21 protein-coding genes are annotated in these 16,845 nt (G+C 67.9%); 19 read left to right on the forward strand and 2 right to left on the reverse strand.

Features of this window, described 5'->3' with window-relative positions; all coding sequences use genetic code 11:
• Positions 1–540: 540 nt before the first annotated feature.
• Complete coding sequence (locus ACI2L3_RS39290; protein WP_404757276.1) at positions 541–1,086, forward strand: hypothetical protein; 546 nt, start codon at positions 541–543, stop codon at positions 1,084–1,086.
• Between the two features lie 208 nt (positions 1,087–1,294).
• Here ACI2L3_RS39290 and ACI2L3_RS39295 read toward each other — a convergent pair whose 3' ends face one another.
• Positions 1,295–1,471: a hypothetical protein gene (locus tag ACI2L3_RS39295; protein WP_404757277.1), complete on the reverse strand. Its 177-nt coding sequence runs from the start codon at positions 1,469–1,471 to the stop codon at positions 1,295–1,297.
• A gap of 165 nt (positions 1,472–1,636) precedes the next feature.
• On the opposite strand from ACI2L3_RS39295, the gene ACI2L3_RS39300 reads away from it, so the two are divergent.
• The 11 genes from ACI2L3_RS39300 (at position 1,637) to ACI2L3_RS39350 (ending at position 9,562) form a co-directional block, all read left to right on the forward strand.
• Positions 1,637–2,380, forward strand: coding sequence for a hypothetical protein (locus ACI2L3_RS39300; RefSeq protein WP_404757278.1), 744 nt, complete (start codon positions 1,637–1,639; stop codon positions 2,378–2,380).
• 81 nt (positions 2,381–2,461) lie between these two features.
• Complete coding sequence (locus ACI2L3_RS39305; protein WP_404757279.1) at positions 2,462–2,713, forward strand: hypothetical protein; 252 nt, start codon at positions 2,462–2,464, stop codon at positions 2,711–2,713.
• Between the two features lie 646 nt (positions 2,714–3,359).
• Positions 3,360–3,572: a hypothetical protein gene (locus ACI2L3_RS39310; protein ID WP_404757280.1), complete on the forward strand. Its 213-nt coding sequence runs from the start codon at positions 3,360–3,362 to the stop codon at positions 3,570–3,572.
• A 188-nt stretch (positions 3,573–3,760) separates the two neighbouring features.
• The gene (locus ACI2L3_RS39315) at positions 3,761–4,192 is read left to right on the forward strand and encodes a hypothetical protein (RefSeq protein WP_404757281.1); all 432 of its coding nucleotides are present in this window, start codon (positions 3,761–3,763) and stop codon (positions 4,190–4,192) included.
• A gap of 529 nt (positions 4,193–4,721) precedes the next feature.
• The gene (tap, locus tag ACI2L3_RS39320) at positions 4,722–6,839 is read left to right on the forward strand and encodes a telomere-associated protein Tap (protein WP_404757282.1); all 2,118 of its coding nucleotides are present in this window, start codon (positions 4,722–4,724) and stop codon (positions 6,837–6,839) included.
• Between the two features lie 4 nt (positions 6,840–6,843).
• Complete coding sequence (tpg, locus tag ACI2L3_RS39325) at positions 6,844–7,401, forward strand: telomere-protecting terminal protein Tpg (protein WP_404757283.1); 558 nt, start codon at positions 6,844–6,846, stop codon at positions 7,399–7,401.
• A 221-nt stretch (positions 7,402–7,622) separates the two neighbouring features.
• Entirely contained in the window at positions 7,623–8,246 is a 624-nt protein-coding gene (locus ACI2L3_RS39330) for a hypothetical protein (protein WP_404757284.1), read from the forward strand.
• Positions 8,247–8,489: 243 nt separating this feature from the next.
• Positions 8,490–8,804, forward strand: coding sequence for a hypothetical protein (locus tag ACI2L3_RS39335; RefSeq protein ID WP_404757285.1), 315 nt, complete (start codon positions 8,490–8,492; stop codon positions 8,802–8,804).
• Positions 8,785–8,922: a hypothetical protein gene (locus tag ACI2L3_RS39340; protein ID WP_404757286.1), complete on the forward strand. Its 138-nt coding sequence runs from the start codon at positions 8,785–8,787 to the stop codon at positions 8,920–8,922. Before ACI2L3_RS39335 ends, ACI2L3_RS39340 begins: the two co-directional genes overlap by 20 nt.
• 77 nt (positions 8,923–8,999) lie before the next feature.
• Positions 9,000–9,305 carry a DUF6247 family protein gene (locus tag ACI2L3_RS39345; protein WP_404757310.1) on the forward strand — a complete coding sequence of 102 codons (306 nt, stop codon included), beginning with the start codon at positions 9,000–9,002 and terminating at the stop codon, positions 9,303–9,305.
• The gene (locus tag ACI2L3_RS39350; RefSeq protein ID WP_404757287.1) at positions 9,302–9,562 is read left to right on the forward strand and encodes a hypothetical protein; all 261 of its coding nucleotides are present in this window, start codon (positions 9,302–9,304) and stop codon (positions 9,560–9,562) included. The genes ACI2L3_RS39345 and ACI2L3_RS39350 overlap by 4 nt, the downstream gene beginning before the upstream one ends.
• Positions 9,563–9,650: 88 nt before the next feature.
• Here ACI2L3_RS39350 and ACI2L3_RS39355 read toward each other — a convergent pair whose 3' ends face one another.
• Complete coding sequence (locus ACI2L3_RS39355) at positions 9,651–9,944, reverse strand: hypothetical protein (RefSeq protein ID WP_404757288.1); 294 nt, start codon at positions 9,942–9,944, stop codon at positions 9,651–9,653.
• Between the two features lie 861 nt (positions 9,945–10,805).
• Between ACI2L3_RS39355 and ACI2L3_RS39360 the strand changes: the two genes are divergently transcribed.
• From ACI2L3_RS39360 to ACI2L3_RS39390, 7 genes are all read left to right on the forward strand, one after another.
• On the forward strand, positions 10,806–11,279 hold the full coding sequence (locus tag ACI2L3_RS39360; protein ID WP_404757289.1) for a hypothetical protein: 474 nt from the start codon (positions 10,806–10,808) through the stop codon (positions 11,277–11,279).
• 124 nt (positions 11,280–11,403) lie between these two features.
• Positions 11,404–11,712, forward strand: coding sequence for a hypothetical protein (locus tag ACI2L3_RS39365; protein ID WP_404757290.1), 309 nt, complete (start codon positions 11,404–11,406; stop codon positions 11,710–11,712).
• Between the two features lie 54 nt (positions 11,713–11,766).
• Positions 11,767–11,904 carry a hypothetical protein gene (locus tag ACI2L3_RS39370; RefSeq protein WP_404757291.1) on the forward strand — a complete coding sequence of 46 codons (138 nt, stop codon included), beginning with the start codon at positions 11,767–11,769 and terminating at the stop codon, positions 11,902–11,904.
• Positions 11,905–12,895: 991 nt separating this feature from the next.
• Positions 12,896–14,008 (forward strand): bifunctional DNA primase/polymerase, encoded by a 1,113-nt coding sequence (locus ACI2L3_RS39375; RefSeq protein WP_404757292.1) that lies wholly within the window; start codon positions 12,896–12,898, stop codon positions 14,006–14,008.
• 71 nt (positions 14,009–14,079) lie between these two features.
• Complete coding sequence (locus ACI2L3_RS39380; protein ID WP_404757311.1) at positions 14,080–15,525, forward strand: phage/plasmid primase, P4 family; 1,446 nt, start codon at positions 14,080–14,082, stop codon at positions 15,523–15,525.
• The gene (locus tag ACI2L3_RS39385; protein WP_392144325.1) at positions 15,522–15,923 is read left to right on the forward strand and encodes a DUF6009 family protein; all 402 of its coding nucleotides are present in this window, start codon (positions 15,522–15,524) and stop codon (positions 15,921–15,923) included. The genes ACI2L3_RS39380 and ACI2L3_RS39385 overlap by 4 nt, the downstream gene beginning before the upstream one ends.
• A gap of 345 nt (positions 15,924–16,268) precedes the next feature.
• Positions 16,269–16,763 carry a putative immunity protein gene (locus ACI2L3_RS39390; protein WP_404757293.1) on the forward strand — a complete coding sequence of 165 codons (495 nt, stop codon included), beginning with the start codon at positions 16,269–16,271 and terminating at the stop codon, positions 16,761–16,763.
• The last annotated feature ends 82 nt before the right edge of the window (positions 16,764–16,845 follow it).

The following is a 16,845-nucleotide window of genomic DNA, read 5'->3' on the forward strand; positions in this document are numbered from 1 at the left end:
CCAGGAGCAGACGCCCTTCGACATACCCAGTCAGCGCCTCCAGCGGCGCGGAACGGGCGCCGCAAGCTGAAGAGCCGGCCCTTGGAGCGAAACGCGGGAAGGAACGCTGGCGCTCCAACAGGCCCGGGCCCCCGCGCCCACTGGGTCTGGCGAAGACGAGAGACGGCGTGCGAGGGCTACCGCCGCGCGCTTGCCGGGCACCAAAAGGTCGCCGCGCCGTCCAGGCCCGGATCCTGTTGCAGCGCGACAACCTCAAGCAGTGGGCCGGCGCCCAGCTGTACCGCGTCGACGTGCACGTGGTGTGCGGTGGCGGCCGCCACCGAGCCGTTGACCGGACTACCGAGCGACACGCCGAGTGTGACCGCTTGGCCTAGTTGGTAGGCGTTGCGCATCCGAACTACGAAGGAGCGGTATGAAGTTGGACGCGGCATCTCGTGACATCCAGTTGATCCGTCTGCCGCGATGGGAGCGGGTCGCTGTCGGTACAGCACTGGGATCTCCCGACCTTCATGGCCGAGACAGGCCATCGGCACTCCGTAATTGATCAATGAAGGCATCCCGTGTCTTCATCAACTGTCGAGCAGGTTCAACCAGAGCCGCACCGTCACCGATCCGCCCAGCCTCAGCGACCAGACGGTAGATCGGGGCAATCTGTCCCTCCAGCGTCGTGATCAAGCTGAACGTGCTGCGGGGTCCAACGATGCGGGCGACCGTGCCTTGCCGTCGGACCTGACCGATGAGGTCGTCGATCTGATCCGCGACGCCCTGCATGTCAACGTCTCGGCCTTCGTCGATCTGCTCAGCAGTCTGTCTGAGCGTGCGGGCAATGTCGGTGGTGGCTTGCAGAAGATCAGTAAGGGATTCGAGCGAGCGGGCTCTCTGCTCGTTTCGTTGAGTCTGGCGCCATCTACTGCGCTCCAAATACACGTTGCCCAGGAGCGTGAGGGCGACTCCGGCAAGAGCGGAGGCCACGGGGATCACTTGCCCTGCTATGTCAGCCACAGCATCAGGGTGCAGCGCTCAGCACAGTCTTCGCAGGCCAAGCCGAAACAGAGCGTCACGCCGCAGGGGCACATGATTCCTTAGTCCGGAAAAGTTCCGTCGCCGTGGCCGAGGAGATCGCCGTGCACCTGCGCGCCGCCGGGATCGGCTGCGAGGTCGAGCACCGGCACATCGACCGGCCGATCCTGCCGCACTGACGCGCCCGGGACCGTCGGTAGCGGCCCCGGACGCTCACCACAGCACACCACACCGAGCGCAGGCCCCGCCCCCCAGGGCGGGGCCTATTCCGGTCTCAGCGCTCGCGCGCTTCGGTGTGTTCCCGGATCGCGTGCGCAACGTCCAGCAGCGCGTACGCGACCGCTGCCAGACCCTCCCCGATCGCGTCGGTCTGATCCTCCGGGTCTGTACGTTCGGACGCCTTGTCCGCCCGGCTCTCCGCGTAGTCGCCCCACACGCTCTTCTCCGGCATCGCGTCCCCATCCCTTCCCGCCGGCCCGCCCGGCGGCACGGGCAACCCTCCCCACCACCGGTGCCGCTCATCCATGGTTCCCGGATAGGCGCTCACATATCCGGGAACCACATGCGACAAAACCCGGTACGAACAAACGGGCGTGACGGACCTTCAGGGGAGACCATGACAGTTGCGGACGTGTCGGTCAGCGGGCACCCGCCAAAGTCCCGGACCACCGCCGCGGCGGCCGCCGCCGTCCCCGCGCCGTTCGGCGCCGCCACCGCCGAACGCCTCGACCGGCTCGACCGCGAGGCCACGCAGCACGTCGAGGACCACCGCCCGGACAAGACGAAGCAGGGCTACCGCGCCGACTGGAACGCCTGGCTCAGGTTCTGCGCCGAGCAGGACCTGCCGCCGGCCGCCGTGCGCACCGGCACCCTGGTCGCGTTCGTGGAATGGTGCTGGCGCCAGCCCGGCCAGCGCCGCGGCACCCTGCTCGCCCCCACCACCATCGACCGCCGGATCTCCGGCGTGGTCGTCACCGGCCGCCGCCAGCTCAAGCTGCAGCTGGCCGAGGACATCGCCGAGGAGGCCCGCGCGCTGCTCAAGGCGAAGATCAAGCAGATGGAGAAGGACGGCGAGAGCCGCGGCAACGGGCCCGCCGCCGCGCTGCTGGTGCGGCACATGGAGAAGGTCGCCGCCGCCCTGCCGCCCACCCGGTTCGGCATCCGCGACCTGTCCCTGATGACGCTGGACTTCGCCGTCGCCGGCCGCGAGCACGAACTGGCCTGGCTGCGCGTGCGCGACATCACCGAGGACCCCGAGGGCCGCGGCCTGCTGGTCGACATCCGCGTCTCCAAGAACAAGCCGCGCAAGGTCGCCGTGCCGTTCGGCTCCCGCGCCCACCTCTGCCCGGTGCGCACCTGACGCCGCTGGCACGCCGAGCTGGGCCCCGAGCCCGACCCGGACTCCTTCGCCTACCGCGCCCTGCACAACCGCTGGCACACCGTGCTGGACTCCGGTATCGAGCCCGAGACCGTCGGCGACATCCTGGAGCGCCTCGGCGTGCGCGCCAAGCTGGACGTCCGGCTCACCGGCCACAGCCCGCAGCGCGGCCTGGTCACCGAGTCCTCCCGGGCCGGCAACCCCGACGCCGTCATGGAGACCCAGGGCGGCTGGGCCCCCGGCTCCAAGGTCATGCGCCGCTACCGCGAGGAAGACGAGGCCTTCAAGGAGAACGCCCTGCACGGGGTCCTGTAGGCGGGTGAGCCGCACCTCGAAGACGGGGAGTTCTTCTCCGAGGTGAAGAAGGAGAGCGTGGGTTCCGTCCCAGGCCGAGCCACTCCGTCATCAACACCGTCGACGAGTTCGGCGTCGACAACATCGCCAACTCCGACGAGTTCCCGACGAACCAGGGGTCGTACGGCATGGGGAACCGCCCCGAGCAGGGGAAGAAGGGCAAGAGGCTGTCTCAGGCCGATCCGCCCCATCGTCAAGCTCGGCAACAAGTTGCACGGGCCTGTCCGCCACCGAGACGTCGACCGCGACGGCAAGTTCGTGTGGGGTACGTCACACGGGAAAACGTGGTTATCTTCGACGATAACCACGCCCTGACCTGGGCTTTTTGAGTGGCCGTCAGCGCAGGCAAGAGAGCAGCGCAGACCATACACGAACGCGCAAGCCGCGCCCGTCCGCCGCCCGTTTTGCCCCTTGCTCTGCTGCCCATGCAGGGGTGACAGAACGGCCGACTGTCAACGCCACTTAGTAACGTTGTCCCTCACCGAAACCCCTTCGGCACGACGAAGGGAGACCTCCGCATGGCCGGCCGTCCAAAGCATGGGCCGTGAGGAGATCTCCCTCTCGTGACGTCGGAGTGGTCCGTCCTGCTGTGAGGAGAACTGACCGAGTGACGCCCATCGACCGTACAACAGCCGCGACCCGACAGCCCAGCTCTGCCTTGCTCCGGTGGACGACCGTCCTGACCGGCCTCCTGTCCATCGTCGCGGTGCTCATCCTGTCCCTGACGCACAACCCGGAAGCAGCCGCCACCGTCGGCAGCATCGGTACTGCGGTCACCGCCATCGGCGGTGTGCAGATCGGTCTGCGCAACCGGCAGTAGACCGTAGGTGCACACGGTTCCCGAACACCCGCGGGTCACTGCGGAACGCGGCCCGGCGGGTGTTCGGGAACCGATCGGTTGATGAACAACCGCCGCCGCAGCCGCGAGGCTTGATCGCTTCCCCGCGCATGAGTTCTCCGGCAACAACCCCTAACGCCCTGGCCCGCTCCTCCGACACAATCGGCCGCATGAGTGATTGGGGGATTGCGCTGATCGCAGCTGGTTCGGCGGTGTTGGGCAGCATCACCACGGGATGGTTCACACGCAGCGCCGGGATCCACAGCGTGCAGGCCACGCTCAACGACCAGCGAATAGCCCGCACCTTGGACCGCCGCAGGCAGACGTACGCCAGATTCCTCGAAGCCGCCCAAATCATCGACCAGCATTCGGGCGGCAATGCCGAGCAGGTAGCCGAACTCAATCATGCGATGGCCATGGTGTTGCTGGAGGGGCCCTCAGAAGTCTCGGGTCCAATGTCGGAGTACTACCTGGCGCTGAGCGCGGTGTTGAACGGCGCCGAGCCTCCAGACCTTCGCGATCGGCACATGGAGTTCATCCAAGCCGCGAAGGCCGCCTTGCCGGATTACCGATTTGGTGGGGACCTCACACCGCACGGCTGACCCCGTCGTTACTTTGCACCTGGGGTCAGAGCTAGGACACCGGGGCCTAGTAGCTCGATGCTGCGGTGCACCGCCAGGCGGTAGACGGTGGCCCGGCGCCGCCGCCGGCGCCACGCGCGCGAGCGGCACACCGTGGTGCAGTACCGGCGGTTGGGCCCCGCGTCCCGGGGCAGCGCCGCCCGGCACTCCGCACAGCGACGCGTGGGGTCCTGGCCACGCTCCCAGCGTGGCGCGCGCACCGGGTCGGCGGGAAAGCCGCCGGGGGGAGCGTCCGGGTGCGGGCCATCCGCACCGAGCACTCCGGTCCGCGAGGGGCGATCTCCGGAAACTTGGCCCCGCCCTGCGAGTCTCACACGGCATTTCCCCAGGTAGAGGCGGTGTGGTGGGTGCCTGTGAGCTGTGAGGCAGGGCCTGCGCCTGTCGCCTGGCGGCGTCCACTCCTAACCGTCCAAACAATCCGATCGGGTTAAATACTAGGCTAAACAGCTGGCTAAACAGTGCTAGAGTGAGGGCGCGAAAGGAGATCCACATGGCATCCGAAGAGGAGTTGTTCGCGAACATCGACGCCCTGCTGGAGGAGGAGCCGCAGCTTCCGCCCCCGGCAGAGCGCGCCCGGCTTCGCGAGGCCGCCGGCATCACCCAGGCCCGCCTCGCGCAGGCCCTCAAGTCAACCGTGCAGACAGTCAAGAACTACGAGAACGGCCGCTCCGAGCCGAAGTCGCCGCGCCTGGAGGCGTACCAGCGACTCCTCAAGGGCTGGGCTGCGAAGTATCCCGCGCACGGCGCTCCGGCCCTCGTCGCCCCGGCCGCTGCGCCGACGCCGAAGATGCCCGAGACGTTCACCGGCCCGGCCGCCTCCGAGCCGGAGGCATCTGCCGTCGCACCGGTGCAGACTCCGGCCACCCCGGCTGCACCCGAGCGTCCCGCCCGTCCGGCGACGTCACGGCGTCTGGCGGCGAAGAAGGCTACCGCGCCCGCCGCCGACCCGCGCTTTCCCCACGGCCCGCTCGCCGTCCTCGATGGCGACGGTTCCGCATACGGCGTCAACGGCCTGGTTCTCGACTGCCCGGCGACCACCGTGGTGGAGCTGGTGGAGTGGACGCTGCGCCAGTCCGGCCTCGGTGCGCCGAAGCTCAACCGCTACGGCAAGGACAGCGACCCGCTGATCGTCCTCACCGCCGCGGCCGCCGTGAAGCTCGGGCTGCCCGAGCGCCTGGAGGGCCACGAGCAACGCCGCTCCCTGCGCCTGCCGGAGGACCACCCGGTCGTCAAGCAGGTGGCGAAGGCCAAGTGGCAGCTCACGCAGCGCGGATTCGGGCCGTGGGCGCGGATCTACCGCAAGGCGCAAGGACGCGACCGGCAGTGCGTGCAACTGGCGATCCTGTCGTGGGACGCCCTCGATGAGCGATCCTGGCCCGGCGTCTCGGAGATGGAGCCGGCCGACATCGCCCGCGTCCTCGGGGTGTACGCCCAGCGGGTCATCACCCCGCGCGGCTCCACCGCCGTCTCGGGCCTGGAGCTGATGACGGCACTGCGCCCGCCGACGAAGCCGGAGCGCGATGAGGAGACCGGCAACTGGACCTCCGGCCACAACCCCGGCTCGCTGGGGACGGAGCCGATGGACCCGGCGCCGCCAGAGGCCACCCCGGAGCACCCGGTCGTCGTTCAGTCCGGCTGGAGTGGCGGGTTCCTCAATGAGGAGGCGTACCAGTGGGTGCGGTCGGTGGACTCGCTCAGCGATGAGGAGTGCATGCTGCCCTTCGCGGTCGGCCTGGACCTCAACACCGCCTTCCTCGCCGCCGCGGCCCGCCTGGTCGTCGGCCTCTCCGCCCCCGACCACTTCCACGCCCCGAAGTTCAACCCGAAGATCCCCGGCTCGTGGCTGGTCGACCTGAGCCACATCGAGCTGGACCCGCGCCTGCCCTCGCCGTTCACCCCGGACGGCTCCCGTCCGACGGGACCTGCCTGGTACCAGACGCACACCGTCGCCTACGCCCAGGAACTCGGCTACAACGTCCACCCGATCGAGGCGTACCTGCGCCGCGAGACGGGCGCGTACCTGGACCCGTGGCACGACCGGCTCAAGAACGCCTACGTCGACACTCTCGCCGACCTCGGCGTCACCAAGGACCTGGATGACCGCGCCTTCCTCGCCGCGATGGAGCAGCACAAGCAGGTCGACCCGGCCCTGGCCGCCGTCCTCGCGGCCATCAAGGCCACGGTGAAGGGCGGCGTCGGCAAGCTCCGCGAACGTCCGCAGGGCAAGCACTACAAGGAGGGCGAGCGGTGGCCAGCCCTTCAGCGGCCGACCTGGCGCCCCGACATCCGGGCGGCCGTCATCAGCAAGGCCCGGGTCAACATGCACCGCAAGCTCAACAACATGGCCAAGATGACCGGGCTGTTCCCGCTCGCCGTGCTCTCCGACTGCGTCGTCTACCCCTCGCCGGGCGCGTCGCCGCTGGACTTTTTGCCGTATGCCGCCTCGGGCAAGCCGCAGCCCGGCGGGTTCCGCCTCGGACCCACGCCCGGCCTGGCCAAGCTGGAAGGCGTCCAAGAGATGCTCTGGGCGATCGACCTCATGGAGAAGGGCCTGAACCCGGCCCGCCACATCAAGGGCGGCGACGCCGTCCTGGACGAAGGGGAGTAGCGCGGTGGGGGAGATCGACGACGCGATCGAGCGCGCCGACCGCGAGGCGTTCACCAAAGACCCGCCCAAGACCCTCAAGGGCCAGATCGGGTTCCTGCTCAAGCAGTTCGGCAGCGCGAAGGCCGTCGCCCAGGAGATCGGCGTCACCGCCGACTCCGTCAACCGCTACCGGCGCGGCGCCCGCAAGCACGCCCGCGCCGACGTCGCCGCGAAGATCGACGACGCCGTGCGGCAGCGGTGGCAGCCGCTGGTGCGCAAACGCCGGCAGAAGCAGGCGGCCACCACGGGCGGGATCACCGTGGAGACCCGGGCCCGATTCGGCTACACCGCGCCGGTCGGTACGACCGACGACGGGCGGTTCCGGCGACTGACCGTGCATCTTCCCCCGGCCTACGCGCAGCGCCTGTTCGACGCCCGCAGCGCAGGCGCCAGCGACCAGCAGATGCGCGGAATCATCGCCGAAGGGTTTAAGGAAGTGTATTTCCAGGACGGCGGCGGTCGCGCTATGGGACTGTCGGACGTGGAAATCAACGACATCGATTACCTCGATCTGGATTACTGACTGGGAGCGAATACGTGACCTCTGAATTTCCGCCTGAGCCGAAGCGTGATAGCTGTCACATAGGCAGGCTTGCTGTCACCGGCGAGGCCGTAGGCGTGCACAGGTGAGACTTCGGCAATGAGGAGTTCGTCGCACTCACGGTATGAACGACTGGCCTGCGGGCCTGCGGTGAGCCGGGGTTGTGCGGAACCGGGCGCTCGGGGTCGCACGTCTTCGCGTACATGCTGACTGCCCTGGGGATTCTCTTTGCCGTCGCGCCCGCCGTCGTCTGGATGACGATCGCCCGTACCCGCCCCGTCGGCTTCGCGATCGGCGGCACGCTGCTCGCCGGAGCCAGTGTGCTGATCAGTGTCCAGCAGGGCTGGATCGACGCCCCCGGGCCCGACGCCCATCTCGTGTTCACGGTTCTCGCGCCCCTGCTCATCGCCTGCGGCGCGGGACTGGAAGGACGGCACGAGAGCTTTCCTCCCCCGCAATGGATCTCCCGCCGCAATGGAGCGATCGGCTTTCTGGGGATGCAGTTCGCCCTTACCCTCGCGGCCGGCCTCCTGTACGCGTTGATGATCAGCGAAGGCTCGGACGCCCCGCCTGCCAAGGTCCTCCCATCATTGCCGCCAGGCATCACCATGATCGAGGAAGGCATCAGCTGCGGTTCCGGCGGCTGCTGGCGCGCCGCGACAGTCATCAGCGAGGACGGCCTGTCCCGCCCGGAGATCATCCGCGAACTGGGCCTCCAGCGGGAGAAGTGTCACTCCAGCGGCTGGCTGCTCGACTGGCGAGACGTGTGCGTCGGAGCCAGGGAGAACGGCGAGAACGTCACCGTCTACGCCAGTTGGGAATACTGAGAGGCCGATTTGCCCATGGTGGTCATGAGTGAGGATCTGTGAAAAGCCGTGTGCCTCACTGGTGACAATCAGGATGCTTCGACCGGTTTGCTACACCAGCTCAAGCAGCTCTGGCGGTGACAACTGCCGTGCTTCGGCTCAGCCCATCGACCGCGACAAGAGCCCGCTTTCGACGCCGACCACGACCCGGTCCGCGTCGCCGACGCGCTGCGCCGCTGCGGACGCCGACCCGGCGGTGACACGGTGTGGTTCACCACCGAGGCCGGCATAAACTTCACGCTGACCTTCAAAGAGGCGGAGCCCACCGCCGACGACCTGCTGCCCGAGCCGGTGCTCACCGAGGCCATCGCCGCGGCGATCCTCAACCACACCGGCTTCGTCACCGCGGGCGCGGACTCGCCGCGCGAGGACACCATCACCATCCAGTCCCGCAAACAGGTGCGCCACCTCCTGGTCCTGGACGTCGACCGCGGCAACGCCCTCGCCCCGGAAGACTTGTCCGCCTCCGGCCGTCGACGTCGCCCTCGCCGCCGACAAGTTGCTCGCCAGCGACCCTAGCGACGCGGAGCGCGCCACGGCCGAACTCCTCAACTACCTGGCCGCCACCTGGGACAAGCTCGACCATCCGCTGCGCGAGCACACCCAGGCCGTCGCCCGCGCCCTGCGCACCCAGTAGGAGGGGATTCGCCCATGTCCGCTTCCACTGCCACCCGGCGCGCGTACCGTGAAGGGAGGACCCGCCGGGAGGACCCGATGAGCGCGCAGCCCGACCACGCCCCCGTCACGCCATACGCCCCCGCCCCCGGGGCACCGGCCGAACTCCTCGCCCAGCTGCGCGCCGACAAGCGCGCGAGCACGTGGGTGCCGGCCTTCGAGCGGGAGTGGGCGGCCGCCCTCGAAGAATCGCGGCGCACGTTCTCCCTCGCCGAGCTCTACGAGGTCGTCCAGGACTGGCAGGGCCGCATCGCGCACGCCCCGGCCGTCGACGCATTCGTCGCCTCCGGCTACGACGACAGCGACGCCATCGACCTGACGGAGCTCCGCAGGCGGCGCAGGTGAGCGGACAGCCGTACGCGGTCCGCGTCTCCGCCCTGGCCGCCAAGGTCCTCGACGTCCTGCCCGAGCACGCCGCGGACACCGTGTGGGACATCCTGGCGGCAGCCGCCGCAGATCCGTGGGGGTTCGGGCAGTTCGACACGGACGACGATGAGGGGGAGGACGTCCGTTACGCGGCCGTCGGCCAGCTCTCCCTGACCTACTGGATCAACCGGCGCCTGCGCAGCTTGACGGTTCTGAACATCGTCTGGCTCGGGTAGCCAGCCCGTGGCAACGCCCTGACCTCAATATCGCAACTGCCGGGGTCAGGGTGTTTCCGATCGTGGCCATGGCCATATCCACCGGTTGTCACCCGGGCGGCAACGCGTATCCCCCCAGTAGTCGCGTGCCACGGGGGCGTTCGGCACCGAGTTGGGCCTCGCGTCGGCACTCGGGACAGTCCGGCAGACCATCCACCCGGCGGGGTCTGTCGCCTTTCGCCCAGCTGAAACCGCACAGCGCCGTGTTCGAGTACAGCTCGACCTGGTCGTCCTCGCTGGCGTGCGAGCCGTAGCCCGGGACGTTCCAGGTGAACGTCGCCTCGCCGTCGTACGGTGCTCCGTCGGGCCAGTCGTAGACCGGATCGGTCGTGGTGCAGCGCATCCGCAGATCAGGCCCCTGTCAGTCCTTGCCGTAGACAACCTCCGCGGCGGCGTCAGCTGCGTCCGCGAGGCGCTCGAAGGACAGGTCGTCATGTGATCCCACGAGCCCGGCTTCTGGTCGCGCATCAGCAAGCGGAACATCAACAGCAGCCGCGCCAGATCATGGTGCCGGACGCGCACGGTTCGGTGTCGTGGTCATAGCCGTACGTCGGGTCGTGGGCGGGCTTGTTCGGTGCGGCGTCTTACCTCACGGTGCTGGAGATTCTCATGAGGTGTCGCCCTTGGGTCTCACTCCATGTTCCGCCCCGGTCGCCGCTGCCAGCCGCAGATTCGACACCGCAATGAGACCTGCGGCTGGCATAGAAGTGAGACGCCGCACCACGAACAGATCGGCAATCGTCTAGGCGACCCTCGCTGACCACGTCCGGCTGGGGCCACCGGACTCATCCAGTGGCCCCAGCCTGGCGGCCACTGCCGCCGCGCAACGCCCAACTGAAATCTGGGCGGCATTGGGAGAGTTGAGCGGAATCTGAGGTTTCGGGGTGGCGGTAGCGGCCAGTCCGGTTTCTTCTTTCCGCGGGGTGACTTGTTGCGGATTGCCCCTATCTGTCCGGCCGGTATGCGAAGAACTTCCCGTACACCTGCTCCGGGAAGGGAAAGATTTCAGGCATATGCGTCTCAATCCCTGGAACGGATGATCGAGACGGAGATAGGTTCTGAGGCGCCCCCGGCACAGAACCCCCGGGGGTGCGGGCACCACCGTTTCCGACGCACACGGTTTCCAGGCCATCAGTGCGCCGTGGGGCAGCGCCCGCACCGTCTTACCCAAAGGACCACGATAGTGAATCGTCGGCATATCCGCATGAGTGCGGTCACTGCTATTGCTGCCCTCACTCTGGGTGTCGCTGGTACTACGGCGGCGCAGGCTCACGAGCAGCGCGAGACGACCGCTGCTACCTCCGTCACTGAGGACTGGGGGCCGGAGTTCGAACTCTCCTCGCACGAGGCCTTCGTCAGTTACCTCGACTCCCCCGAGGGGCAGCAGCTCCTGAGAGAGGAAGGCCTCACCCAGGCAGAGATCTCCGCCGTCTACGCCGGCGACGACGTCTCTGCCAACGGCTGGATGGACAGGCTGAAGAAGAAGGCGCTGAAGAAGGCCTTCAAGGCGCTGCCCGACTCCTGGGAGAAGAAGCTCACCGACTGGGCGAAAAAGGGCAAGGGCTACTTCAAGGAGAGGTGGAGCTCCCTTCCTGGCTGGCTGAAGAAGACGCTGACCCTGGGCGGCGCGATCTCCGTCAAGACGGCCATCGAGTGGCTCATCGACATCATCCTGTGACGTATCGGTTCACGTGATGCGGCCCCTCTCCGGGGGCTTCACCACCCATGTGCGCCCCACGGTTGTCCCCCTGCCGTGGGGCGCACTTCCATGCCGACACCTACCAAGCTTCGGAGGCAACCCAATGACCGATTCCCGCAGCTCTGAAAGTGTTCGGGAGTTCAGCCCGGCTCAGTACATCGCCCCCTACTTGCTGCTCATCACCGGCAACGCCGGGGTGCAGAACGCGCCGGCAAATGATCGGCCTGTGCTGTTCTGGGTGTTCACGGCAATTGCCACGCTCGGCGCCGTCTCTGCTGTAGTGCGACTCCGACGCATGTGGAACACCCACCAGCGCCGGGCCCTGCCCTCGTGGACCCGGTTCCTCGGCCTGCTACTCGCCTTGTACGGGGTGTACGTCGTCTACCGCGTCATCAACGGCATGGCTGAATAACGCCGAAACCGCGAGGAGACCCTGCGCCATCAGCTGACCGGCTGGCTCGCTCCTGTGGGCATCCCGGTGCTCATGGTGGTCGGCGACTTCGGCTGTTCCGGCAAGGACATCGAGCGGGACCGGGTGGCTCCCACCGACTGTTGGAGCCGGACCGGGCGTGTCCTGCTGCCTTACGAGAAGGTCCGCGCCTGACGAGCTGCCCGCGACCGACCCGGCCGCCCTGTGAGCCTCACAGCCCGCTTCCCAAGTGGGCGCGGTACGTGTGAGGGCATGAGGTGTGAGGCACGAGCCTGCGTCCATGAGATGCCTCTGCTCGTGGTCGTGCTGCTCGCCGTGGTGTGCAGCAGGTTGCTCCCCGATGGGTAGCAACGGTCGTCGCCGGGGTGCTGCTCGTGATCCTGGGGAGGGCCTTGAGTTGCCCCAGGGCGGTGTCGCGGATGCAGCGCAGCATTTGCATGGGCCAGGCGGCACGGATGTTGCTCGTGTAGCAAGGCCAGCCTCACCGGGAAGCGGCCCGCGCCTGCCTTCGAGGCCTGCTCGCCGAGGGCGGGGTGCGCAGCTCTCTTCCGCCCTGCCAGGGCCAGCTGGCGAGAGGCCTGCTGATGCTGAAAGGGGCGCACTCTACGCGCCGACGTTTCTCCAGCTGGCAGCGACGCTAGCGACTCTGGCTTGAGCATGGGTTCACAAGGTGCACAAGGAAAAGACCAAAGACCAGGACTCAGTCGCTTCGGTCGCTTGCGTCGCTCCCGTGCAAGAGGAGGGTTCGTCGCCAGCGGCTGAAGACCAGCGACCGACGAAGACGGTCGGTCGCTACGGTCCGTTGACTGGAAAGATGCAGGTCAGAGCTCTGAAGTAGGCGCCGGAGCGACTGAAGCGACTGTGCATCGAGTATGTGAGGACATTCCCGTGCGCGCGCCTGCGTCATATATAGAGACCTTCAGTCGCTTCAGTCGCTGTTGAGTGTCCGCTACTCGTGTTGACCTGCGCTTTTTCGATCCTCAACGGAACAGCGACTGAAGCGACTCCGTCGCTGGACTGTCTGTTCGGTCGCTGAGCGACCGGGGTGTTGGTCTCATCATCGACACGGCCAGCCGTTTTTGGCCGGGGCTCCCGCGTAGAGCGGGGAACCTTCGCTAATCTATGTCCGTTGTTGAGTCGCTTCGGTCGCTGTGAGGGGAACTACATGCCTGCTGAGCTGCGTTTTCTTCGCAGCGACTCACAGCAGCCGCCTCTCGACGCTTCGGTCGCTGCGCAGTCGTTGACCACGGCTCGGCAGTGTGCCGCGCGCGGCTGGCCAGTGCACCCGCTGGCCCCCGGCCGTAAAACGCCGGCCGCGAACTGCGAACGCTGCCGACAGCCGGGCCACGTCCGCACCAACTGCCCGTGTGCTTCCGCCGGTCGCTGGTGCCACGGCTTTCACGCCGCCACTCTCGACCAGGAACGGATTACCCAGTGGTGGAGCCCCCGCCCCGAGTACGGCGTCGGCGTCGCCTGCGGCCCGGCAGGCCTGGTCGTCATCGACATCGACGCCCACCAGGCCCAAGTCCCCTCCCGGGACCGGATCCTGCCCGGCATCCCCATCGGAGAACAGGTCGACCTCACCGGGCTGGCCAACGGCTTCCACACCCTCGCCGTGCTGGCCGCGCTCCGCAGTCAGCCGAACCCCGCCACCGACCGCACGACGCTGCGCGTGCGCACTCCCTCCGGCGGGCTCCACATCTGGTACCAAACCGACCCTGGTCTTGGATGGCAGTGCTCGACCGGCTCAGGCCGCGCCCGAGCACTGGCCTGGCAGGTCGACGTCCGCGCCCATGGCGGCTACATCATCGCCCCGGGCACCACGACCACCGCAGGCACCTACACCCCGCTCGACGGGGCCCTCGAACCCGCACCCCTGCCACAGTGGCTGGCCGGTGAACTCGAGCGCACCGGCCACCGGCCAACCCCCTCCGTGCCCGCCCCGCGCCCCGTCCCGCCCCGCGCCCGCCAGGCAGTCCTGGCCGCAGGCGGCGGCCGCGAGCACATCCAGCGCACCCTGACAGCCACCCTCGCAGAGATCGCCGACTGCGGACGCGTCGCCGCGGGCGCAGGCTTCTCCGACCGCCTCAACCGCGCCGCCTACACCCTCGGCGGCCTCATCGCCGCCGGATACCTGCCCCACGACGCCACCGAGCGCGCCCTGCGCGATACCGCGGCCGCGGCCCGCCCCGGACAGGAACGACGTGCCGAACAGATCATCCGCAGCGGCCTGAGCGCCGGCCTGCAGCGCCCCCTCCACCCGGGAAGGCGCCCGTGACCACTCCCGAAGAACCCGGCGTCCTCTTCGACTTCGACCCCGAAGCCGTCGCCGCGCAGATCCGCGCCCAGATGACGCCGACCACCCTCCCGGCCCAAGCTGCCAACCCCACACCCCCCACAGCCGGCGGAGCGACCCCCAACGGACTGCTGCCGGACACACTGACCGACCGCGGCAACGCCAAACTGTTCGTGAAGCTGTACGGCACCGACTACCGGCACGTCCCGGGCCTTGGCTGGTACCGCTGGCAAGGCACCCGCTGGCAGTTCGACGAAGACGACACCGTCGTCTGGGCCGCCGGCGACCTCGCCGAAACCTTCGCCACCACCGACCCCCGCGGCATCTTCACCGCCTCAGCGCTCAACCAGCACATCCGACGCGCCATGAGCACCTCCGGCATCAACGCCATGCTCACCCAGGCAAAAGCCGCCCCCGGCATGGTCCTCAACGCCACCTCCCTGGACGCCGACCCCTACGTCCTGTGCACCCCCGAAGGCATCGTCGACCTGCGCACCGGCTTGCTGCGCACCCCCGACCCCAACAAGGACTTCCACTCCCGCTCCACCACCGTGGGCCCCCAGCAAGTCCCCACCCCCCGCTGGCAGCGCTTCCTCACCGACACCTTCGGCGACGACGCCGAAGGCCAGGAAATGATCGCCTTCCTGCAGCTGCTGCTCGGCTACTCAGTCACCGGCGACGTCGGCGGCCAGGTCATGCCCTTCCTCTTCGGCTCCGGCAAGAACGGCAAATCCGTTCTCCTGGACGTCCTGATGAAACTGCTGGGCGACTACGCGGATGCAGCTCCGCCCGGTTTCCTCATGGCCCGTCCCTTCGAAGGACACCCCACCGACCTCGCCGAACTCCACGGCCGTCGCGTCATCGTGTGTTCCGAGGTCAAGCCCGGCGACAAGTTCGACGAGGCCCGCGTCAAGCTCCTCACCGGCGGCGACCGCATCAAGGCCCGCCGCATGCGCCAGGACTTCTTCTCCTTCGCACCCACCCACAAGCTCTGGCTGCTGGCCAACCACCGGCCCGAAGTCGGCACCGGCGGCTTCGCGTTCTGGCGCCGCATGCGCCTGATCCCCTTCGAACGAGTCGTCTCCGACGACCGCAAAATCGACAACCTCGCCGACATCCTCGTCACCGAAGAAGGCCCCGGCATCCTGGCCTGGCTCATCGAAGGCGCCCGCCGCTACCTCGCCGGCGACAAGGACCTCACCGGCCCCGCCCGCGTGCGCATTGCCACCACCGCCTACGCCGAGACCGAAGACCACATCGGCCGGTTCTTCGACGAATGCTGCCTCCTCAGCCCCGACTCCCGAGCCGAGCAGGCCCGGCTGTATGCCGAGTACAAGACCTGGTGCCAAAATGAGGGCGCCCCGGTCATCTCCTCCCGCGCGTTCGCCGCGCGCGCCCGCGAGCTGGTCGGACTGGCCTCGCCCAAGGAGATGATCCTGTCCAATTCGCGTAAGTACTACCCGGGCATCGGACTGCTCGCCGACGAGGAGAGGGCATGAGCTCCCTGATCACCGAGGACGAGATCCGGCACGAGAGCGAACTCGTCTGGCTCGAGGACATCACCGACCTCGACTACGTACGCCAAAGCCTGGACCGGCTGCCCACCCGCCGCAGCAAGCCGGCCTACCACCGCCCCGGCCGCATGGTCGGCTACGCCATCCTCGCCCCCCAGGCCAAGGCCTCCCGCTCCTCGGGCACCTTCCGCCGACGCGTGTTCTGGCTGCTGCCCCACGACCGCGACACCGAACCCGAAGGCCTGTACGAGACCGGCGCCCCTGCCGAGGCCGTCGACCCGCGCACCCTGGAAGCAGGTACCAAGGGGTACAAGACTGAGCGCTCCGAAGGCGGCCCTCCGTCAACCGCCATGCAAGAGCTCGGCATAACGCTGCCCCTATGAGAAACCGTCTTTGAACTCCGGCAGAGCCGGGCGGTAGAGGATCGCCCGTGAACCACATCCTGAGCTGTGTGGACGTTGCTCCCTGTTAAGGCTGGCGCGGAACGGTCGGACGGACACCGGGCCGACGGCGGGTCTCGGAGGGATGAGGCGATGCAGAGAACACAAACCCGCACTGGACCAAGCCTGTGCTGGTTGTGGTGGGAGGGCTTCCGGCCACCGGGAAGTCAACCACGGCGAAAACCGTCTCACGGAAACTCAACGCTAGTGCTGTGACCGGGAAGGTCCACGGGGTTGGCTTTTCCACAGCGCGGGACTCGGTGACGAGGGCCGTCGTAGGGTCATGTGGTGAAGCGCTACAGCAGGAAAGATCAGCGCATCATGGCCACGTGGGCCGCAAATTGCGCCGAGCGCGTGCTCCCGCTCTTCGAGCGTGCACGCTCGGAGGATGGACGGCCCCGAAATGCCATACAAGTCTGCCGCGAATGGGTTGAAACGGAGGTATTCAGGATGGCCGACATTCGCCGAGCCTCCCTCGACGCTCACGCAGCGGCGCGGGCCGCGAAGGCGGACCATGAAGCGGCCTGTTTCGCCGCTCGTGCCGCCGGGCAAGCGGTGGCGACGGCGCACGTGCCACAGCATGCGTTCGGTGGTTCTTACTACGCACTCAAAGCTCTTGCCGCGTCAGATCGCGAGCATGTCGAAACTGCCGCGGCCGCGGAACGCGAGTGGCAAGCGCAACAGCTGCCTGCAGATCTGAAGCAGGAGTTCCTTGTACGAGTGGTCATCGAAAAGCGACGAACCGGAATTTTTGTCACAGTCAGGAAAGATGGAGACTTCTAGCCGGGAAGGTTCGCCGGGTTTGTTGATCAGGCTGCGGTTCTGATCGGCCGACCGCCCCAGCGAACGCCCTTCTCGCTGCGAA

Origin of the sequence: Streptomyces sp. NPDC029674 (assembly GCF_044903205.1) — a bacterium.
Lineage (GTDB): Bacteria > Actinomycetota > Actinomycetes > Streptomycetales > Streptomycetaceae > Streptomyces.